Below are 21,197 nucleotides of genomic sequence, written 5' to 3' on the forward strand. Positions count from 1 at the left end.
GGGTGGAGCCAAGGGCCAGGGCGCCATCGCGCAGGGCATGGGGGATGGCGTGCATGACGTCGTCCGACAGGGAGGAGACAAAGGGGATGATCATGATGCCCATGACCAGGCCAGCGGCGAGGGCGGATTCCGACGAGACATCCAGACCGAGCGACGCGCCGACGTTACGCAAGGCAGGCGCCAGCGCGATGGCGGCGAAATATCCGTAAACCACGGTGGGAATGCCCGCGAGAATTTCCAGCACGGGTTTGGCGATGCGGCGAATCCTGCTGTCCGCATATTCCGACATGTAGATAGCTGACATAAGGCCCAGCGGCGCGGCCACGCACATGGCCACCAGCATGATAAGCAGGGTGCCGGTGAAAAGCGGGATGGCGCCAAAACTTCCCTCACCCGCCGACTGGCCCGCATGGATGGCGGTTTGCGGGCTCCAGTGCGTGCCGAAAAGAAATTCCCAGAAGGGCACTTTTTCAAAGAAGCGAAGCGCTTCCCACAAGACGGTGCCGAGTATCATCAATGTGATGAGGATGGCCGCGCCCGCCGCCAGGCGCAGGGCCCAGCGCAGCACATCCTCGACCTTGCGGCGAGCCGGATAGTTCAGGGTGGTGCGCGTCAGCGCATGGTAAAGCATCGCCGAGCCGAGCAGGATCTGCGCGGTGCCCATCCATAGCAGGCCCTTGGTATAGGCCGCGTTCAGGGCGGCGCTGGTGCGCAGCAGCCAGGGAGAGACATCCTGCATGGATTGCGTGCCATGCGCGGATACCAGAAGCAATTGCTGAACGGCAATCACGCGTTCGGGCGCATCGGTGACCGGTACGGTATTTACAAGGTGCTGGGCATAATCATGCAGCCAGAGCGGGGAAATGAAGAACCACAGCGCCCATAACGCCAGGCTGACACCAAGCCATTTGGTGAGGGCATAAAGACCATGGTAATGGGGCAGGGATTGCGGACGGGCGGCGCGGTCATAGGCCACGGCGCTCAATTTGCGCCAGGGCAGGGCCAGATTGGCGGCGGCGATCAGGAACCATTCAATGAAAAGAAGCGCTTCCATGCGCGCGCTTTTACCCCATGGCGGTGTAAAAGCCCAGAAAAAAGCGGTTTTTCGCCAGTTGCCGACCGGTTTGACTTGGCGTGGGGCTTCGCTATATTCGCGCAGAAAACACCGCGATATTGCGGGTTTTTTCATTCGCTGGAGTCAGCCATGTTGCGCATGCCACGCTGCCATCTTCTCGTTGCAATGCTTGCCATTTTTTCCGGTTCCCAAATGGTCTTCGTGCGGGCCATGGCGGCGACTCCTATTCAGGTAACGCCGGCGGCGCGCTCCATTGAGAATCTGGCGGATATCGTTCAATCGCTCATGCCGGCGGTGGTAAATATTTCCACTACCCAGAAACCCAAAGGCCGCGGGCCGGAAATGCCCGGTGTGGACGGTAATCAGCAGATGGATGAGCTGCAGGATTTCTTTGAGCAATTCTACGGCAGCACGCCCCAGGGGCCGAATGGCGGCGATTCCGCCGTCGGGCCGCGGGCGCATTCGCTGGGGTCGGGGTTTATTGTGGATGCATCCGGCCTGATTGTGACGAATAATCACGTGGTGGCGGATGCCGATGAAATCGTCGTTAAGCTGCAGGACGGCGCGGAATATCGTGCCAAAATCATTGGGCGCGACATGAAAACGGACCTTTGCCTGCTGAAAATCGACGCGGGCAAGGCGCTGCCCTTCGTCAAATTTGGCGATTCCAACGGCGCCAGGGTAGGGGACTGGGTGATTGCCATCGGCAACCCGTTCGGGCTGGGCGGCAGCGTGACGGTGGGGATTATCTCCGCCCGAGCACGGGACATCAACGCCGGGCCGTTTGATGATTTTATCCAGACGGATGCGGCCATCAACAGCGGCAATTCCGGTGGCCCCATGTTTAACATCAAGGGTGAAGTGGTTGGCATCAATACGGCTATTTTTACTCCCACGGGCGGCAATGTGGGGATTGGATTCGCCACGCCCGCCTCCATGGCCGCGCCGGTGGTGGAGCAGCTGAAACGCTTCGGCAAAATGCGCTGGGGCTGGCTTGGCGTGAAGATACAGGCGGTTTCCAAGGAAATTGCGGAAAGCATCAACCTTGGGGAATCCAAGGGTGCGCTGGTGGTGGATGTGACCCCCAACAGCCCGGCCACCAAAGCCGGGCTCGTTGCCGGAGATGTGATTACGCGTTTTGATAACCAACCGGTGACGGATATGCGCAGCTTCCCCAAAATGGTGGCGCAAACGGCGATCGGGCGTGAAGTGCCGCTGACCGTGTGGCGTCAGGGCAAGGAAATGTCCCTTAAGGCGACGGTTGAAGAAGCCAAGGACAATGATGCGGCCAAGGTGAATGAAAAGCCGCAACCGGAACCGGACAAAACACCCGCGCCAGGCGTCAAGGTGATGGGCATGAAGCTGCAGGCTATCAATTCCGCTTTGCGGAAGGATTTGGACCTGCCTGTGGATGTAAACGGCGTGATGGTGGTGGATGTGGACAAGAGCTCCGCCGCGTGGGATCAGGGAATTCGTCAGGAGGATGTGCTGACGCGTGCCAACGAGACCCCGCTGAATCAGCCAGATGATCTGAAAAAAGTAATGGATAAGGCCACCAAGGAAGGGCGTAAGCATGTGCTGGTGCGGATTTACCGTCAGGGCGACACGCATTTCGTCACCTTGCCGACGAGCAATACCAAGGATTAGCGTTGGCTGGCGCCGCGGCGATACGTATTTCGTTCCAGCGCGTTGAGTTTTGTTTTGTTCACGCGACTCAGCCATTGGATGGCGGCTATGCCATCCAGGCCGCTATGTTGGACGGCGCGAAATCGTGATGCGTCCATCCCGCCCAGTGCAATAAACCGGACTTGATGCTTCTTTCTTATTTCCCGCATGATGATTCTAGCACGCAATAAGCCAAGTGGCCGCTGTTTCGGGTGCGATGCGGTTGAATAGATTGGCGATATAAGCAGTAGATTGGCGCCATATCTGGCGGCGCGCAGCCCTTGCCGTATCGTGTGGCAGGCCGCGCTTTTTAGCAGGAAGCGCCGATGCAGGGCAGGGGCGTGATTAAGAAACCAGGCCGGAGAATGTGTCCCCGCAGCAAGCCTGCGCGCGCGCAGGCGCCAGGCGAGCTTTGGGGACGCCGCAATCAGCGTTGTCAGGCGCTTGCTCCGCGCGGTTAAGGCAAAGCGCCCGGCGCAGGCATTGCGGTTGCGCATGTCATATTCACGAAAAATCCATGCCGAGCCTTGTGGCAAAAGCCTCAAAACAGTCTTGATACCGAGCCGCTTATTGTCGGACGGATGCCAGAGCCGTGAAATGCTCCGCATGGTTGCTTAGTTGACGCCACCCAAGCGGCGCAGGACGTCATCCAGCTGCATAAGGGATTCATAACGGATAACGACTTCAACCTGCTGGCCACGATCGAAGATTTCCACCTTCAGGCCAATGTTGCTGGAGAGGGTTTCTTCCAGGGCAAGAATATCAGGGTTTTTTTCCTGCGGGGCGCCCCCATATTGCATGGCCCGGGGTTGTTTTGGCTGGCCAGTGTGTGCCGCAGGTGCTTGAAGATCCAGCGATTTCTGGCTGCTCAGACGTTCGGTCTGGCGCACGCTAAGGCCGCGCGCCACCACTTCATCGGCCAGGACCTGAGGATTGGTGGCGGTGAGGAGTGCACGGGCGTGACCCATGGATAATTTGCCGGACTCCACCATTTCCCGAACAGAAGTCGGGAGCTGGAGCAGGCGAAGCATGTTGGTGACATGGCTGCGGCTTTTGCCAACCACACGCGCAAGTTCTTCCTGCGTGTAGCCGAATTCATCCAGCAGGCGTTGCAGGCCTTCTGCTTCTTCCATGGGGTTGAGGTCTGCGCGCTGAATGTTTTCGACCAGCGCAGCTTCGAGAGCCTGTTGATCGGACCAATCCTGAATGAGAACTGGAACGGCGTTCAATCCCGCGCGTTGGGCGGCACGCCAGCGGCGCTCTCCAGCAACAATTTCGTATCGACCAGCATCCAATGGGCGAACTAGAATGGGTTGGATGATGCCGTGGCTGCGAATAGAGTTCGCCAGTTCTTCCAGTTCGGCATCGTTAAAATGACGGCGGGGCTGGTATTTGCCCGGTTGCAAATCAAATACCGAAAGTGTTTGCGGAGCAGATATTTCCCCTCCTTGGGCGGGCTGGAATGCGACAATGTTTGCACTGGGCGCGTCGTCATCATCGCCCAATAGGGCCGAAATGCCCTTTCCCAAGCCTTTGTTAACAATGGTTTTTGGCAGAATGCGGGCGGTGTTGTCGGTCATATATCCTCGGCTGATTTATTGTTTCGATATCGATTATGCAGCGGCTTGATCGAGCGCTTGGTCATTCTGGCGGATTAATTCACGCGCCAGGTAGACATAGGCGCGCGCGCCTGGGCTATGAAAATCATACAGCAGAGCGGGAAGGCCGTGCGACGGCGCTTCGGAAATGCGGATGTTTCGTGGAATCACGGTTTCATAGACCTGTTCACCCATAAAGGCGCGAACATCATCTTCCACCTGACGGCTAAGTTTGTTGCGACGATCCACCATGGTCAAAACGATGCCCTGGATGTCCAATTCAGGGTTCAGTTTCTGACGAACGCGACGAACGGTTTTCAGAAGATGGCTGAGGCCCTCCAGTGCGAAAAATTCGCATTGCAGGGGCACCATGACGCGGGTTGCCACACATAATGCGTTTAAGGTTAGGAGGCCTAGTGACGGAGGGCAATCGATAAACACATAATCATACTGACCTAAAATCGGCTGCAAGGCCTGTTTCAGGACATAATGCATCTGATCCATTTGAGTGAGCTCGATTTCCGCACCGGATAAGTCCACTGTGGCGGGGATCAGAAACAAATGGGGCACTTTGGTTGGCTGTACGGCCTGGATGGCATTGGCGCGGCCCACCAATATATCGTAACTGGTAATGACGCGATTCTGAATGCCAAGGCCCGTGCTGGCATTACCTTGAGGGTCAAGGTCAATTAAAAGGGTCTTTTTGCCTGTTGCGGCCATGGCCGTGGCAAGATTGACGGCTGTCGTCGTTTTTCCCACGCCGCCTTTTTGGTTGGCGATGGCAATAATATACGGGGCTGCATAGGTCATTTTGTCGGGCATGGGCCGGAATCCTGTAAGGTCAGGTTGACGATGCATCCGCCCTCCAGAGCCGAGGGCGTTTCACGTGGAACATGAATGGTTGTAGTATAGTGATAGGGGAAATGCCAGTTGTTTTTCACTATATCTAGTTCTTTTTTTACGTCCGGTCCTTTTAACAAGAGGTAGGAAAGGGATGGGCGGTGAAATTTTTGTGTGAGGTCTAGTATGGCTTCACAGGTGGCAAAAGCACGAGCGGTGACGATGTCAGGTTTTGGGCCTTCGATTTGTTCCAAGCGGGTTTGATGAATGGTCACAGGAGTGTTTGTTTCACGTGAAACGTATCTGAGAAATTCTGCTTTCTTCCCATCTTTCTCCACCAAGTGAATCTGAATGTCGGGGCGACATATGGCAATGCACATACCAGGAAAACCGGCGCCGCTTCCTACATCCATTATGCATTTCGTCTCGGGGGGTATAAATGGTAATAATGATAAGGAATCTTCAGTATGGCGATGCCAAGCATTGCCGATGGTTGATGGTCCTATGAGATTGATGGCGCGCTGCCACTCCAAAACAAGGTCGAGGTGACGACGCAGCTTTGCTTGTGTATCGGTTGCCAGTTTCATTATGCCGCTTTTGAGCTGGGCTTTTTAATCGCGGCCAAAATAGCGGTTACCGCTGCGGGAGTCATGCCGGGAATGCGCATCGCATGACCGATGGTAACAGGGCTATGGGTGGAAAGTTTCTCAATCATTTCTTTAGAGAGCGAACCAATCTCTTCATACCGTAACCAAGATGGAATGCTAAGCGATTCGTCCTTTTTGAATTCATCGATGGAAATTTGCTGACGCTGGAGGTAACCACTATATGTTGCTTCGATCTGGATTTGTTCCTCTACATCCTGAGAGTATGTGGCGATATCCGGCCAAATGCTCCGCAGTTTGTCCAAATCAAAAAGATGGGAAGCTAAAAGCTGCAATCCATTTCGGCGAATGCCATCTTGCTTCATGGTTATACCATGGGTCAGAAGTTCGTGGGGCGATGCCTGATGCGACATGAGGTTTTGACGGAGCTGGACGATTCCCTCCGATTTCCGGTTAAAGCATTTTTCACGCTCCTGGCAGACCGCGCCAATGGCTATGGCTTTGGGGGTAAGGCGCATGTCGGCATTGTCGGCGCGCATGGTGAGCCGGTATTCCGAGCGGGAAGTAAACATACGGTAGGGCTCCGTTGCTCCTTGATTGATCAGATCGTCAATCATGACACCAATATAGGCTTCGGAACGATCCAATATAAAAGGAGGGCGACTTTGGGATTTAAGGGCGGCATTAAACCCGGCCACCAGTCCCTGACCAGCGGCTTCTTCATACCCGGTGGTGCCGTTGATCTGACCGGCAAGAAAAAGGCCGGGTAGCTTTTTGACTTCCAGGGTCGGGTTCAATTCACGTGGATCCACGAAATCATATTCCACCGCATAGCCGGGGCGCAGAATGGCGGCTTCCTCCAGGCCGGGTATGGAGCGGACAATGGCTTCCTGAACTTCCAGCGGAAGGGAGGTGGAGATGCCGTTAGGATAGACGGTGTGGTCGTTCAGGCCTTCCGGTTCAAGGAAAATCTGGTGACGTTCTTTGTCGGCGAAGCGGACGATCTTGTCCTCAATGGAGGGACAATAGCGCGGGCCACGGCTGCCGATCTGGCCGGAATACATAGGGCTGCGGTGAATGTTGTCGCGGATGACCTGATGGGTCGTGGCGGAGGTGTGAGTGATATAGCAGGATAATTGCGGAACGGTGATGCGGTCCACCATATAGGAAAAGGGGCGAGGTGTTTCGTCGCCGGGCTGTTCCTCGGTTTTGGACCAGTCGATGGTTCGTCCGTCCAGGCGGGGCGGGGTTCCGGTTTTCAAGCGGCCGAGGTTGAGCTTGAGTTTTTCCAGCGAGAGAGCGAGACCTACGGACGGAGCTTCGTCCACTCGGCCAGCCGGAAGCTGAACCTCACCCATATGGGTAAGGCCGCGAAGGAAGGTGCCGGTGGTGATGACAATGGAGGAGGCGAGCAGTTCTTCACCCGAAGCCAGGCGGATGCCGATGGCGCGGTTGCCATCGGTGAGGATATCCTCGGCGCTGCCTTCCACAATAGACAGGGTAGGAAAGCCGGCGAGAAGACGTTGGATCGCTTGTTTGTAAAGTGCGCGGTCGGCCTGGGCGCGAGGGCCGCGAACCGCCGCGCCTTTGGATTCATTGAGCATTTTATAATGAATGCCCGCCTGATCGATGGCCAGCCCCATGATGCCGCCAAGTGCGTCCACCTCACGCACAATATGGCCTTTACCGATACCCCCAATGGCCGGGTTGCAGGACATTTCGCCAACGGTTGCGGCCTTCTGGGTAACGAGAACCGTATGGGCACCAAGGCGTGCGGCCGCCGCTGCGGCCTCGCTGCCTGCATGCCCTCCACCGATCACGATGACATCGTATGATTGCGCCATATAGCCCGCTTGCGAAACATTGCCGTCCATTGCGGCGGGTGCTTTACATAGCGAAAGTGGATGATTGGCGCAAGACCATGAAAAGCCAAGCGGAATCGAAGGTCATAAAACTGAAAACGCCAGAGGCTGTTTTACTGAGTGAAAACAGGGGAAAAGCATGCCCGACCATTTGATTGCATCGTCACATCGGCAAAACCAGCCCGTCATCCGCGTGGTGCTGGAGGGAGAAATGGCGGCGCGAGCAGGGGAGCTCTTTGTCCGTCAGTAATTTATTTGCCAATGCAAAAGCGCCCGAAGATTTTTCCGAGCGTTTCGTCGACGGAGATACGGCCAGTCAGAGCGCCAATCGCTTCGGATGCGAGGCGAATATCCTCGCAGCGTAACTCAAGCGGCTTGTTCTTATCCAGGGCGTGTTGAAGGTGCTCGCGCATGTCTTCCAGCGTCCGGCGGTGGCGCAGCTGGGTGATCAGGGGAGGGTGCGCGGTTGCGGTCAGCTCCCGCACAAGATTGGTCAAGGCGCGGTGCAGTTCCTCTAAGCCTGTTTTTTCTTTTAGTGACAGGGCTATTTCCTGGGGGGCTGTCGTTTCCGGCCCGTGTAATTCGGATTTGTTGCGAAGATGGATAATCGGGATGGGGCGCGGGGGCAGGGCAGGATAGGGAAGGCTATGGTCGCGCATCAGCAGGATAGCATCCGCGCATTCCGCCTTCGCGCGGGCGCGACGAACCCCCTCCTGCTCAATAGGGTCCTGGCTGTCGCGCAGGCCCGCCGTATCGATGATGGTAACAAGGGAGCCGCCGATGTCCAACTCCAGCTCCAGCGTGTCGCGCGTGGTACCCGCGATGTTGGAAACAATGGCTACTTCCCGTTGCGCCAGCCGGTTCATCAGGGATGATTTACCAACATTCGGCGCGCCAATAATGGCAATCACCACGCCGGAGCGGATGCGTTCTCCAATTGGCGGAGAGTCGAGTTCCGATGCTATGCTGTTGGCAATGGCAGACAGGGTGGCGGCGACTTCTTCCTGGACGTTTTCGGGAATATCCTCGTCCGGAAAATCGATATAGGCTTCCAGCAGGGCCAGGCAATCGCCGATGGATTCACGCCATTCTTCAAGTGTCCGGCTGGTTTCGCCGTTCATGGCGCGGAGGGCCTGCAGCCGCTGCGATTCGGTCTGGGCGTTCAGCAGGTCGGCCAGGGCTTCGGCTTCCATCAGGTCCATCTTGCCATGCAAAAATGCGCGGCGGGAGAATTCTCCCGGTTCGGCCAGGCGGATGCCGGGCAGAGAAAGCAGGGCTTCCAGCAAGGCTTTGGTCGTGGCTGGGCTGCCATGGGCGTGAAGTTCGGCCACATCCTCGCCCGTAAAGGAATGGGGGGAGGGAAACCAGAGCGAGAGGCCGGTATCCAGCCAAACCTTACTTGCAGGGTGACGCCAGTGGTGAAGAGCGGCCTTGCGCGGTTCCGGCATGGGGTGGCCGCTGATGGCGCGAAGAGCGGCGCCGGCCTCGGGGCCGGAAATGCGGATTACCGCCACGCCCGCCCGGCCGGGAGAGGTGGCCAGTGCCACAATGGTGCGCCTTGGTGCGTGATCGGTCATGCGCGGCTTCTAGCATGGATGCCGGGATGTGGGAATCGTCACATGGAAGAAGGACGAAGTCGGATGCCAGCAAATCATTCCATCACAACAACTTGTGTGCTAAGGAGGAATGAGAACCATCTTTAGTAGGTCGTTCTCTCGGCACCGCGAAACAACAGGAGCGCATGCATCATGGCACCCAAGCAGGCAAAATCTATTTTCCAGCAAGGCTTTACCCTGGTGGAGCTTTCCATGGTACTGGTGATTGTGGGGTTGTTGATCGGCGGGGTGCTGATGGGGGTGAATCTGCTGAACTCCGCCACCATTCGCGGCACCATCAGCGGGCTTGAGGACCTTAAGACGGCGACGACGACATTTGAGTCCATGTATCAGGGGCTGCCCGGAGACCTGACCAACGCAGACCAGATCTGGCCGAGTTGCGATGCCACACCCGCCAACTGTAACGGCGATGGAGACGGACGCGTCGATGTGGCAGAGCGGTTTCGCGCGTTGCAGCAACTCTCGGATGCGGGGATGACCAGCCAGCGCTTTACCGGAACGGGCACCAACCCGGTGAATATTGCCACGGAGGTGATTCGCGGGAAATTTGACGGCTCGGGTATGATGCTTGGGAATACGGCGGATGTAGCCAGCGCGTGCTGGGAGACAACCTGTGTGGTTCGAAACGTGGTGTTTCTGGGCGGCTCGGCGCAGTTTACCACTGCCCCCGTGATTCTGGCCGCCGATGCGCAGGTGATTGATGAAAAAATTGATGATGGCTTTCCGGGTACAGGCAAGGTGCAGGCTTCCGACAAAGCCAATACGAATTGCGTTACAGGCAATACGCCGCCTTCCGCTTATGCCATCACGGTTACCAATACGCGCGGCTGCGCCATTAATTTCAGCATCCAGTAACCATGCCCCTAACCTTCTCAGCGCCGCGCAGGCCGCCTGTTCCCCGATGGGCGAAAGGGGCGGCTATTGCGTTCGCGCTGCTTGGGGGGGGCGTGGGGCTGCTGGCGATGATGGTGGATTTTTCCGGCGCGGCCAAAACTGCCATTGCCAATGCAACCAAAGAAAATAGCGGATTTTCGATCAAGGCGGGCGGTAAGACGGTCAGCCATTTTTTCCCTCCCGGCGCTACCATGAAGGATGTCACGATTCAGGCCGGGGGGCTTAACCTCTCCGGCACGGACATGACGCTGGTGTTTTCCTGGGGGGCCTTGTTCGGCGATGCGGAGCCGTCCGAGATTATTTTCGAGCATGGCAGCGCGGTGCTGACCAGGACGGATAAAGCCCCCCCACCACCACCGGCCACCATTACCTTCAAGAGTGTGCGCCTGCCCGCGTTGGAACAGCAGGGCGAAGAAAAACCAACGCCCAGCAGCCTGGATTTGACGCTTCGCCCCGAGGTGCCAGGAGGAACGGCGTCTAAAAATTACATTACCGGAGGCTGGTCAGCCAATGGCGTGGCATGGCAGGTGAATGGGCAATTTGAGCGCTGGTTCGGCGTGGAGCCTGCGCCTTACAGCCTTACCTTCACCAGCAGCGGCACGCAGGTGGCATTCAAAGGCCAGGCGCAGGTGGATGACAAAGGCTGGGGATGGGAAGGCGAGGGTGACATTCAGAGCAAGGGAATCTGGACTTCGTTAAAAGGGGCGAGCCGGTTCTGGGCGCATAGGGGGATGGAGGCGCTGCCGCAGGCAGATATGAGCCTGAAGGGGCATTACACGATTCATGGCGGACACATGAAGCTGGAGGAGTGGCAATGGGCATCGGGCAATGATAAGGGCAGCCTGAACCTGGAACTCCAGCCCGAGGGGGCTGCTCTTGAGAATGGCGATATTCCCCAAAGCGGCACCATGCAGGCGCATTTTGAGCATTTGACGCTGGACGGCTGGGCGCCCTTGTTCAACCAGCCCAAAACATCGGGCATTGCGTTGATTATGCGAGCGCTTCAACAAGGCGCCAAAACCAAGATTTCTGATGCGGAGACGGCGGAATATTACAGCGGCACCCACAGCATGCTGCCTAATAATGTGCGGCTGAATGTGGAGATGGAAGTCGCCACGCTCTCGTTAAACGGTCAGAGCCTGCCGGGATTGAGTGCCCAGGGAGAGCTGGCGGATGCGGTGTTCACGCTTAACCAAGTGCAGGCGGGGTTGCCGGGGGATGGGCGTCTGACCTTCTCCGGCGTGTTGAAGCCGACGCAGGATGCCTGGCAGCTGAACGGGGCGGTGGATGTGAACAGCCAGTCTTTCCGCCAGGTGGCGGCATGGCTGGGAGAGAAGCTGGACGCTGTGCCCGAGGCGATGCTCGGGAGCTACAGCATGAAAGCCAATATCGCCATTGAGCCGGGGCAGGTGAGGCTGACGGAGATTGAGGGAACGCTCGATAAAAGCCAATATCGCGGCGCGTTCATTTTCCATTTGCCCGAGACGGAAACAGAGCGGCTGAAGCTGGAAGCCAGCTGGGTGGCGGACCATGTGAACCTGGATGAGTATCTGCCGCCTGAAGATTGGTCAGGCATAGGCGCCGATGATGTGGCGGCGGGTGGGCCCATGCCCGCCTGGCTGAAAGCCATTGCCTCCGACATGGCCATGCAGTGCCGCATCGGCGAGCTTACCTGGCGCGGTATTGCCTGGGGCGACAGTCAGGCGCGCTTCACGATGATGCCGGGCGCATTGGATGTATCGCTCTTTCGCACCAATCCCGGCGGCAGCCCGGTTCAGGGAAAATTCACCCTCACAGCGCAAGCCATACGGCCGAAGCTGGACCTGACGCTGAAAGCGGATGGGCCGCTGGATGCAAGGCAGGTGCAAACGCTGGTTGCCGGCAAGCCCAGGGAAGAGGCCGAAGACGAGACGCCGCCTGTGGATGAGGCGAGCTGGAGCGAATCGACCATCGACACCAGCTGGCTTAGCGTGCTGGAAGGGAACCTGGACCTGTTCATGAGCCGGTTCAATGTGCGGCATCTGGGCGCCATTGATAATCTGCGTATGAAAGGCAGCATCGCCAACCGCGTGTTGACGGTAGAGGCGGCGCAGGCCGATATGCTCGGTGGAAAAGTGGCCGTGAAGGGGCAATTAGCCGGGGGAAGTCTGCCCTCGCTTTCCGCCAGTTTTCAGACTCTTGGCATTCGAGTGGTGGACCTGTTGAAACTGAAGCTGAACACGGTGCATGTGGACGGCGCCCTTAGCATGCAGGGCAATGTGCGCACGCAGGGCATCAGCCCGGCTTCCTGGGTGGCGGGCTTGACCTCCAACATCCGCTTTGCGGTTGAAAATCTGCGCATCGACGGGTTCGACCTGGATGCCATCGGCCGGCGCGTGCTGGTGACGCGCAGCGCCATTGACGTAAGCAATCTGGCACGTCTGGCACTGGAGGATGGCAGTTCCTCCATCCGGCGGCTGGATGGCAACATGGCCGTACAACAAGGGATTGCGGAGTTCGTGGTGGTGAACCTGAGCACCGATGCAATCGGTGGCAGTTTGCAGGGGAAAACCGATCTGCCGCGCATGCTGACCAATATCCGTTTCACCTTTACCCCGCAGACCACGCGGGACGATCCGCCGCCCGCCATTCATTTCGACGTGAAGGGGCCCTTGCTCTCGCCGGAGAAGCAACTGGAGACGTCCGACCTGGAAGCCTATATCGCGCGGCAGTCGGTCAAATCGGTTGAGTGATTACTTCCGTTTGCGCGGAATGGACTGAATGGTTTCCACCGGCGTGGTGAGGGCAGAGATGATGCCGTGGAAGGTGCGTACCTCCTGGTCTGACCATTGGCCGCGCATCAGCTGGGCATGGATGTTTCGGATCATGGTGGGCTTCAGGTTGGCCTCGCGGAAGAAGCCATGTTGTTCCAGCGCTTCATCCAGGCGGGAGAGAAGATTGCCCATGGCTTCCTTGCCCGCTGGGATGTGAGTCTCGAACCCGTGTTTGGGCATGGGCAGTGAGGCGACGCTGACGCGCCATTCATACAGCACCAATGCGACGGCCTGCGCCAGATTCAGCGAGGGATGCTCAGGAGAGGTGGGAATGGTGAGAAGGCGGTCGGCCAGATCGAGATCCTTGCCCTCAAGCCCTGTTCGCTCGGGGCCGAAGAGGATGCCGATGCGGTTTCCCGCCAGCGCCAGCGGGCTAATGGTCTGCAAGGTTTCCCGTGCGTCGGCCACAGGTTTCAATTGCGCGTGTTCACGGCCCGTGCAGGCAATCACCATGTTGCAATCGGCCAGGGCTTCGGCCAGTGTTGGCACAATGCGCGCCTCATCCAGAACGATTTCGGCGTTGCGGGCCATCTCGTAGGCTTTTTCATTCGGCCAGCCGTCGCGCGGGGCGACGATGACGAGTTCCTTCATGCCGAAATTGCGCATGGCGCGGGCGGCGGCACCGATATTCTCGCCCATTTGCGGTCGGACGAGAATGACGACAGGAGCGGTCATTACGCGGCTAAGGAAAGATGCTGGCGTGCAGCCATGGCGATGGCGGCTGCCGCGCGCTCGACATTCTGCTGATACGGCAGCAAGTAGAGATAGGGCTCAATCAGCTCCACTTCCATCAGCAGCAGGCGGCCGTTGCGCTGGATGCCGTCGATGCGCGCATAATGGTTTGCCGGAAGATCGGCGAGGATGCGTGTGGCATCTGCCAATAATTGCGCCGGGGGTTCCATGATGTGCTGATAGCGGCCGCCATGCACATGCTGCACGCGATAGTCGCTTTGCTTAGCGGTTTTCAGAACCGTGTGGCTCAGTTCGTTATTGAAGAAGAGAAAAGACCATTCGCCTTCTTCTTCGATTTCCGGTGCGAAAGGCTGGGCCATCATGGCATGGGTTTCCAGCTGGGTGATGAGCCAGCTGCGGTAATGGTTTTCATCGCCTTTGGAGACGCTTTGCGTTTCATGTGCGCCAGCGGAGATGGTCGGTTTGATAACCATGCGGTCGGAGCCGATTTCATTCCAGAGCATGTCCCACTGCACGGGCATCTGCCATTCCAGCCAGACGGTGGGGATGACCGCGTGGCCTTTGGTTTCGAGCTCTTTGAGGTAATGTTTGTCGGAATTCCAGCGAACCGTCTCGCAGGGGTTGATGAGGGTAAAGCCCAGGCGCTGCAGTTTTTCGAGCGTGGCGAGGTAACGCGGCAATTCCAGGTGGTAGCCGCCGGTGGCCTGAAGCACCACGGGGCAGGGCGGAAGTTTCTCGATATCCCAGAGGCTTTCCGCGCGCGCGGCAATGTCCTGACGGGCGAGGGCGGCGAACATGGCTTCCAGTTCGCGGCCGAGGCCGTCGTAATGCTCAATGGTGGCAAAAATGATGTCCATAGGGGCCCTCCGATGATTCGCTTTTAATACAGCGCCTTGGAAGGTCAATGGAAAGTTCCGTTCCGCTTGCGTTACTGCCCTAAAAATTCCTCGGCCTGTTTAACGCCGTCGCCGTCGCCGATATGCATCCAGATGCTATCATGCGCCAGGGCGTGAATACGGTGCATCCAGCCGGTTTTCTCGTCGGTGGTGAAAAAACGGTTCAGCGAAAAGACGGGGGTAGGTGTCTGGTCTCGGTAAGGCTTGAACAGCTCCAGGTTCAGCAATTGCACGCCGCCAAATACGTAGGGGGCGATTTCCTGAGGCTGGCGCAGGCGTACGGCGCCGCTCTGGTCCAGCACGAGGTCGCCCTTACCGGTATATCCCGTGGCCTTGCTGGTGGGGCAGGCCAGCAAGAGCGCGTCCATTGCTGTGGGATCAAAATGTTCCGCCAGTCGTTGCAGGGCGGGCGTGGCGCCGTCGATCCAGATGATGTCGCTGTTGATAACATAGATATGCCCATCGCCAAGCAGGGGAAGCGCCTTGACGATGCCGCCGCCGGTTTCCAGCGGGGCGTCTTCTTCGGAAATGCGGATGACGATGTCGGTGCGTTTGGCGAGGTGGGATTTGATGAGGTCGCCCATCCAGCTGACATTGACCACGGCCGTTTTTACACCGCCGGCCACCAGCCGGTCCAGCACGTGGTCGATGATGGGACGCCCGGCGACGGGCACCAGGGGTTTGGGGATATCGTCGCGGTGTGAGCGCATGCGCGTGCCGAGCCCTGCGGCGAAGACCATGGCGGTGGTGGGGATGGGAATGGCCAAGGATGGATCTTTCAAACGGGTGGAATGGCGCGCAGCTCGCCGGGAAGATTGGCATCCATCCAGGCTGCAACCGGGGCGCAGGCCGGATGGCGAAGATTATCCGCAATATGGCCCCAGACGCGCGGCAAAAGCGAGAGGTAATTGCGTTTGCCGTCGCGAAGCCAGAGGCGCGTGAAAATGCCGACGATCTTCAGGTTACGCTGAAGGCCGGCCAGGGCGTAGCTGGTTTCCAGTTTCTCACCGGGATGATGGAATGCCGAAAAGAAACGCGCCTTGATCGCCCGTTGGGTGGCGGGGCTCACGTCGCGCCGCGCGTCTTCCAGAAGGGAGACAAGATCGTATGTGATGGGCCCGAAGGTGGCGTCCTGAAAATCCAGCAGGCCGACGCGGGCGTTGGAGGTTCGCTCCGGCAGCCAGAGAAGGTTTTCTGCATGGTAGTCGCGCAGTACCAGTGTGTGCGGGACATCCAGAAGCTGATCAAACAAGGAAGGCCAGAGCGCGGAAAAACTTCCAGCCAGTTGGACCGATTTTTCCTTGCCGTAGGTGGCGGGGAGGAACCATTCGGCAAACAGCATCACCTCGCGCAGCAGCAGTGCGTGATCGTAATCCGGCACGCCGGGATTCTTCGTCTGCTGGCCGCTGAGTTCTACCAGCAGGTCACTCGCGGTTTCATAGAGTGGTTGCTCCTCGGCTTTGCCTGCCGCCAGGAGGCGGGCAAAGAGCGCATCGCCGAGATCCTCGAGGAGAAGGAAACCGTTTTCGATATCCGATGCCAGGATGTGCGGCGCGGAGAAACCGCCTTTCACCAGAATGGTGCCGACATTGACGAAGGGGCGCACATCCTCTTTCGGCGGCGGGGCGTCCATCAGGATATAGCTCTGCCCGCCATGGTTCAGGCGGTAATAATGACGAAAGGACGCATCGCCTGGAATGGCGGCGATGGCAGCTGCGGCATGGCCGCTGGCCTCGATAAAGGCCTCGCGCAGGCTTTGGCGGGTTTCGCTTTCGATGCTCAGTGCGACCATGGGAGTTCCTTCATGCGTGGGGCGTCGGCGGCATCGCAGGTCAGGGTGATGCGGCGCTGCAAGGGTGTAGCGGGTGGGATGGAAAGCGCAAGATGAAGGTGGCGTTCCGGCAGCCAATGCTCGGCGATTTCCGGCCATTCGATGAGGCAGATGGCTTTATCCAGCGCGGCATCCAGCCCGAGCTCTTCCAGTTCGGAGGGGTGTTTCAGGCGGTGAAGGTCGGCATGGTAGATGTCGCCTTCGGCATGCGGATAATGCTGAACAAGGTTGAAGGTGGGGCTGGCGACGGCGAGCGTTTCGTCGTGCATTCGCGAGCGGATGATGGCGCGGGCGAGGGCGGTTTTTCCTGCACCCAAGGTGCCTTCCAGCGCCACGACATCGCCGGGCAGGAGCGTGTGTGCAAAAGACGAGGCCCAGGCGGTGAGCGACGGTTCATCCATGGAGGAGGTATGCAGGCGCAGGCGTGTCATTTGATGAGGACGCCCTGGCTGGATTCCTGCTGCGCGGGGGCGGCGGCGAGGGGGAAATAACAGCGTACCACGGTGCCCTTGCCGAGCTGGGAGCGGATGCTGACCGCGCCGCCGTGGAGCTCGGTGAAGCGTTTGACCATCGCCAGGCCGAGGCCCGCGCCCGCCTGCCGCGCGCGGGGAGAGACGCCGCGCCAGAAACGTGTGAAGACATGCGGCAGGTCCTCATCGGGGATGCCCTCGCCCTTGTCTTCCACATACAGGCAGATCGAGTCACCGCATTCTTTGTGGTGCACCCGTTCGGCACCGAGGGTGATGGATTTGTTCTCGTCGGAAAATTTGATGGCATTGGAAAGCAGGTTGTACATGATCTGCTTGATGCGCGTTTCATCGCCGAACATCGGGGGCAGCGCGCCTTCGCACTGAATGGCGAACAGGATGCCGCGTTCGCTCAGGCGCTGCTGGTGCATGGCCTGCACCTCTTTCAATAACGCGGAGACGGGAATGCGCGTGGGAGCGAGCTTGACGTAACCGGCCTCCATGCCCGCCAGATCGAGGATGTTGTTGATGAGGCCCATCAGCTGGCGTGACGAGCTGTGGATGGCGCCGACATATTCTTCCTGCTTGGGGTTGAGTTCGCCGAAATAATGTTTTGCGAGCGCTTCGGAAAAACCCATGATCGAGGTGAGCGGGGAGCGAAGCTCGTAAGACATGTTGGCGAGGAATTCCGTCTTCACGCGGTCGGCTTCTTCCAGCGCCTTGTTCTTGTCGCGCAGGCTTTCCTCCACCAGCATGCCGGCGGTGACGTCGTAGAAGGCGAGCAGGGTGGCGCCGTCGGGCAGGGGGACGTTGCGCCATTCCAGCGCCTTGCCGTCGGTGAGCGTGAGGCGGCCTTCGTGTTTCTGGCGCGAGATGGACTGGGTGATGAGGTTTTCTTTTAGGCCTTCCCAGTTGCTCTGGTTGCGGGAGAGGAGGCTGCGGCAGCTTTCCACCACATCGGCAATGTGGGGTTCGCTGTCAAGGAAGGCGGCGTCCAGCCCCCATAGGTTTGCGTATTCGGGATTGTAAAGTTTCAGGCGGCCATTCTCGGCAAACACGGCGATGCCTTCGTGAAGCTGATCCAGCGTGGCGCGCTGCACGGCGATCAGCGTGTTGTAACTGCGCTCCAGCGCGAGGCGGTCGGTGACGTCCTCGTAGGCGAACATCAGGCCGCCGAGCGCGTGAGGGATGACCAGCACGCGCAGCACGCGGCCGTCGGGCAGGTAGTAATATTCCTCGTGCGTGGTGATGAGATCGGTGAAGAGCTGGAGATTTTGTTTTTTGAAGACCTGGAAATTGGCCTGTTCCGGCAGGCGGCGTTTGGTGCGGAGGTGTTCCAGCAAGTCGCCGTAGGTGGGGTTGGCATCCAGCCAGGATTCATCGAGCTTCCATAGGGTGACGAAGGCGCGGTTCCAGCTGCGTAGGTGCATGTTGGGGCCGTAGATGGCAATGGCGCTGGCGGAGGATTCCAGAAATTGCGCTTGGGCAGATTTGTGGCGTTTCAGCTCATCCTCGGCCTTTTCCTGGCCGCGGATGTCGATGGCGAAACCCAGATAGCCGCCGCGGCCTTCCAGTGGTGTTTCGGTGATGCGATAAAGCACGCGGTCGCCGCCAAAAACGACATGGCAGTCACGGCTTTGCGCGGTTCCGCTTTCCACCGCCAGCTCGGCCACTTCGCGTGTTTTGGGGTTGAGCTCCTGCATGTCGCGGGAATTGCCGAGCTCGTGGCCCAGGAGTTTTTCATAGGCTTCGTTGCATTCGGTGATCGCCAGGTTGCTGTTGCGGACCCACACGGGCACCGGCAGCGTGGACCACCAGCTGCGCCAGCTGTCATTCTCCAGTTTCAGGCGCGCGTTTTCCCGCTTCATCTGCTGTTGGGATTCGATCTGTTCCGTCACATCGCGGAACCAGAGCGTGAAGCCCGGAGGACCTAGGCGACCATCGCGGTCCACGCCGATGCATTCCAGCCAACGGCTGCCGCGGGTGGTGCGCATGAGGCCGAAAAATTCATGGATCTCGCCGCTATAGAATTTTTCCACCGCGCGTGACAGCACACGGAAATCCTCTTCCACCAGCGCGCGCTCCATATCCACCAGGCGGCGTGCGTGATCGTCGATGCGGAGCAGCTCGCGTAGATAGGGGGAGAGCCACTCCATGCGGTCGTCGCTGTTATACATGTAATAGCCGTAGATGCGGTCGGAGATGCTGTCGCGATGGTAATGACGCGGAAAATGACTGCCGAAGCGGCTGTAGGAAAAACGTTCGAACACACGTTCGATGGTGGTGCGGAAAAACAAATAGGCAAGGCCTGAGAGCCCTATGCCCACGAGTATGGCGATGAGACCATAAACCATATCATAGGTGGAAGATTCGGCGGCGCCAGACTCCGCCGCCCATGCGGATGGCGCCAGCAACGCGCAAAAAATGCCAGTGATGCAACTGCGTGCGGACAATGGTTTCTCCGATGCGGGGGCGCCCATTCATGCTTACCATAACAAGATGTAGTATGGCGTGCAATCGCCGCGCATGGTTTATGCCATGGCGGCGCGGCGGCTCAAATATTATGGCGTGCGCGTGGTGATGGCCAGCGCATGCAGCTGGCCGCCCATTTTTCCCTGAAGCGCATCCATCACCATGCGGTGCTGCTGCACGCGCGTTTTGCCTTCAAATCCCTTGTAGAGAACCGTGACGGCATAGTGGTCGCCATCGCCGGCAAGGTCCTTCAGCTCCACCTGCGCATCGGGCAAGGCGGATGTGATGTGGGCGATGATATCGTCGGCATGCATGGGCATGGGGAGGCCTTCTCTGTTTTGTAACCAGGCTTTACTAACATGCGGCCGATAAAGGTGCTATTTCTATGTATTCGATTGTTCCCGAAAGGCTAAATGATGACTGGACGGCGTTTTGCCACATGTTGCGGGCGCAATATGTGGAGTGCGCCTACAAGCCGTGTTATGGCATCACTATTCGCATATTAAAAAACCAGAATATCAGCAATCCAAGCTGGCTTGACCGGCTTGATGCCGCCATGGGCGACCCAGACGCGCTGTGCAGAGTGGCCGAACAGATCGCCCTGGAGTGGGACGGCATGCACACCCGTCTTTGCCGTGAATTGCGACCGGAGCGTTTGCCGCTTGCTGGTATGGATAACCGGGATTTTGAAGGCAGGGCCCTGCATTATGCGGAAGGCGGCTGGGCCGAGCCGCTGGTGGCCGTTTTTCTGAAGATGGTTTTACAGAATGGCGCGCCGGGCCGAGTGGTTGGCGCAGTGGAATGTCTGGCTGCAGAAGAGCGTCAGCTTATGGCAGAATTTACGGGTGTTCTGGAGCGGGCGCATGTGCGCTATAATACACATTACAAGCTGGATGAGCTGGTTGAGGATTATGGCGCCGACAGCGAGATTGTCGCGTTGCGGCAGAAGCATGACGAGACGGTGCGCCGGGATTATGAGAATAAAAGCGGCGTGCCGGTTGATTACAGGGATGATATGCTGGCCTGCCTGCTTCATTCCCGCCCTGGGCGCGGGCATTGACACCCGGTTGCCAGGCCATAAATCTGCCATATTGTTGTGATAAAAAGCAGCGTCACTATGAGTGAGGCTGATTATGCCGTTTGGTGTATTTGATCCGTCTGTCGATCTGCTTGGCGCTTATGCCTACGATGTTCTGGCAAAGACCATCCAGTCCAACGGGATTATTAACGGGGCGCGGTGCTTTGAAATGCCCGTGCTTGGAATCACCTTGCGGATTATCGGAGATGAGTGCATCTCCTCACCCTCATGGCGCGTGCGATTGAATGAAGCGGGCAAGGATAATGAGACCACTGCGCGTGAGATTGACGCGATATTGCACGAGTGGCTGACCATTCGGCCCTCGCTGGATGGGTTGCGCTTCCGGATGATTGGGACATCGGATGAACATGTGCCGGTGCGTGCCAGCCGTTTTATCGATGAAAGCTGGGCGGAGCCAAGCGTGGTTGTATGGCTGGCACATGCGGCGGAAGCCTGTGGCATTCCCAAATCACCGGCGCTGCAGGGCGCGCTTAAGGAGGAATGGGAGCTGCTGTCCGATTTTCGGGACGTGTACCGTGATGCGCACGTGACCTATTATACCAACCTGGAAACGCCGGGCGAGGCCGGAAATATTTCCCCTGAAAACATGCATATGATTCGCGAGTTCAAAGGACCAGAGGCCGTGTTGCGGTATGAGCAGGTGGACCGGGATATCCGCATCGCCGCGGTAGAGGCCGTCTATCCCGATCATCGGGGATGGCCGGGGCCTTATAAAGACAGTGAGCTTGCCCTGTTGTGCCGGGCGTCCGAAGAGGCCCGGCATCTGTAGGT

The 21,197-nt window shown here is 58.3% G+C and carries 19 protein-coding genes; 5 read left to right on the top strand and 14 right to left on the bottom strand.

From position 1 onward, the window contains the following. Nucleotides 1-976, bottom strand: a 976-nt coding sequence (locus GC177_06325) for a phosphate ABC transporter permease subunit PstC (GenBank protein MBI1275570.1), incomplete at its 3' end; no start/stop codon positions are given. Here GC177_06325 and GC177_06330 point away from each other — a divergent pair. Then, on the top strand, nt 929-2,722 hold the full coding sequence (locus GC177_06330; GenBank protein ID MBI1275571.1) for a Do family serine endopeptidase: 1,794 nt from the start codon (nt 929-931) through the stop codon (nt 2,720-2,722). The genes GC177_06325 and GC177_06330 overlap by 48 nt on opposite strands. On the opposite strand, the gene GC177_06335 is transcribed toward GC177_06330, so the two are convergent. From GC177_06335 to mnmE, 6 genes are all read right to left on the bottom strand, one after another. Next, a complete protein-coding gene (locus GC177_06335; GenBank protein MBI1275572.1) occupies nt 2,719-3,348 on the bottom strand; it encodes a hypothetical protein in 630 nt (209 codons plus the stop codon). The genes GC177_06330 and GC177_06335 overlap by 4 nt on opposite strands. Before the next feature lie 6 nt (nt 3,349-3,354). After that, nucleotides 3,355-4,320, bottom strand: a complete 966-nt coding sequence (locus GC177_06340) for a ParB/RepB/Spo0J family partition protein (protein MBI1275573.1) — start codon at nt 4,318-4,320, stop codon at nt 3,355-3,357. 33 nt (nt 4,321-4,353) lie between these two features. After that, complete coding sequence (locus GC177_06345) at nt 4,354-5,160, bottom strand: AAA family ATPase (protein ID MBI1275574.1); 807 nt, start codon at nt 5,158-5,160, stop codon at nt 4,354-4,356. Continuing rightward, on the bottom strand, nt 5,145-5,765 hold the full coding sequence (gene rsmG / locus GC177_06350) for a 16S rRNA (guanine(527)-N(7))-methyltransferase RsmG (GenBank protein MBI1275575.1): 621 nt from the start codon (nt 5,763-5,765) through the stop codon (nt 5,145-5,147). Before rsmG ends, GC177_06345 begins: the two co-directional genes overlap by 16 nt. After that, nucleotides 5,765-7,627: a tRNA uridine-5-carboxymethylaminomethyl(34) synthesis enzyme MnmG gene (gene mnmG, locus GC177_06355; GenBank protein ID MBI1275576.1), complete on the bottom strand. Its 1,863-nt coding sequence runs from the start codon at nt 7,625-7,627 to the stop codon at nt 5,765-5,767. The genes rsmG and mnmG overlap by 1 nt, the downstream gene beginning before the upstream one ends. 269 nt (nt 7,628-7,896) lie before the next feature. Then, complete coding sequence (gene mnmE / locus GC177_06360; protein MBI1275577.1) at nt 7,897-9,222, bottom strand: tRNA uridine-5-carboxymethylaminomethyl(34) synthesis GTPase MnmE; 1,326 nt, start codon at nt 9,220-9,222, stop codon at nt 7,897-7,899. A gap of 171 nt (nt 9,223-9,393) precedes the next feature. On the opposite strand from mnmE, the gene GC177_06365 reads away from it, so the two are divergent. Both GC177_06365 and GC177_06370 read left to right on the top strand, forming a co-directional pair. Beyond that, nucleotides 9,394-10,116, top strand: a complete 723-nt coding sequence (locus GC177_06365; protein ID MBI1275578.1) for a prepilin-type N-terminal cleavage/methylation domain-containing protein — start codon at nt 9,394-9,396, stop codon at nt 10,114-10,116. Nucleotides 10,117-10,118: 2 nt separating this feature from the next. After that, nucleotides 10,119-12,887 (top strand): AsmA family protein, encoded by a 2,769-nt coding sequence (locus GC177_06370; protein MBI1275579.1) that lies wholly within the window; start codon nt 10,119-10,121, stop codon nt 12,885-12,887. On the opposite strand, the gene GC177_06375 is transcribed toward GC177_06370, so the two are convergent. The 7 genes from GC177_06375 to GC177_06405 form a co-directional block, all read right to left on the bottom strand. Continuing rightward, nucleotides 12,888-13,643 (bottom strand): RNA methyltransferase, encoded by a 756-nt coding sequence (locus tag GC177_06375; protein MBI1275580.1) that lies wholly within the window; start codon nt 13,641-13,643, stop codon nt 12,888-12,890. Further along, the gene (locus GC177_06380) at nt 13,643-14,518 is read right to left on the bottom strand and encodes a hypothetical protein (GenBank protein MBI1275581.1); all 876 of its coding nucleotides are present in this window, start codon (nt 14,516-14,518) and stop codon (nt 13,643-13,645) included. The genes GC177_06375 and GC177_06380 overlap by 1 nt, the downstream gene beginning before the upstream one ends. Nucleotides 14,519-14,589: 71 nt before the next feature. Further along, on the bottom strand, nt 14,590-15,318 hold the full coding sequence (locus GC177_06385) for an NTP transferase domain-containing protein (GenBank protein MBI1275582.1): 729 nt from the start codon (nt 15,316-15,318) through the stop codon (nt 14,590-14,592). 17 nt (nt 15,319-15,335) lie between these two features. After that, nucleotides 15,336-16,349, bottom strand: a complete 1,014-nt coding sequence (locus GC177_06390; protein ID MBI1275583.1) for a phosphotransferase — start codon at nt 16,347-16,349, stop codon at nt 15,336-15,338. Continuing rightward, the gene (tsaE, locus tag GC177_06395; GenBank protein MBI1275584.1) at nt 16,337-16,819 is read right to left on the bottom strand and encodes a tRNA (adenosine(37)-N6)-threonylcarbamoyltransferase complex ATPase subunit type 1 TsaE; all 483 of its coding nucleotides are present in this window, start codon (nt 16,817-16,819) and stop codon (nt 16,337-16,339) included. The genes GC177_06390 and tsaE overlap by 13 nt, the downstream gene beginning before the upstream one ends. After that, nucleotides 16,816-19,335 carry a PAS domain-containing protein gene (locus GC177_06400; protein ID MBI1275585.1) on the bottom strand — a complete coding sequence of 840 codons (2,520 nt, stop codon included), beginning with the start codon at nt 19,333-19,335 and terminating at the stop codon, nt 16,816-16,818. Before GC177_06400 ends, tsaE begins: the two co-directional genes overlap by 4 nt. A gap of 81 nt (nt 19,336-19,416) precedes the next feature. Beyond that, the gene (locus tag GC177_06405; protein MBI1275586.1) at nt 19,417-19,647 is read right to left on the bottom strand and encodes a BolA/IbaG family iron-sulfur metabolism protein; all 231 of its coding nucleotides are present in this window, start codon (nt 19,645-19,647) and stop codon (nt 19,417-19,419) included. A 65-nt stretch (nt 19,648-19,712) separates the two neighbouring features. On the opposite strand from GC177_06405, the gene GC177_06410 reads away from it, so the two are divergent. Next, the gene (locus GC177_06410) at nt 19,713-20,387 is read left to right on the top strand and encodes a hypothetical protein (GenBank protein ID MBI1275587.1); all 675 of its coding nucleotides are present in this window, start codon (nt 19,713-19,715) and stop codon (nt 20,385-20,387) included. A 73-nt stretch (nt 20,388-20,460) separates the two neighbouring features. After that, nucleotides 20,461-21,195, top strand: coding sequence for a hypothetical protein (locus tag GC177_06415; protein ID MBI1275588.1), 735 nt, complete (start codon nt 20,461-20,463; stop codon nt 21,193-21,195). Nucleotides 21,196-21,197: the final 2 nt, after the last annotated feature.

It is taken from the genome of bacterium (assembly GCA_016124905.1).
In the GTDB taxonomy this organism is placed as follows: Bacteria; Pseudomonadota; Alphaproteobacteria; order Rickettsiales; family RI-342; genus RI-342.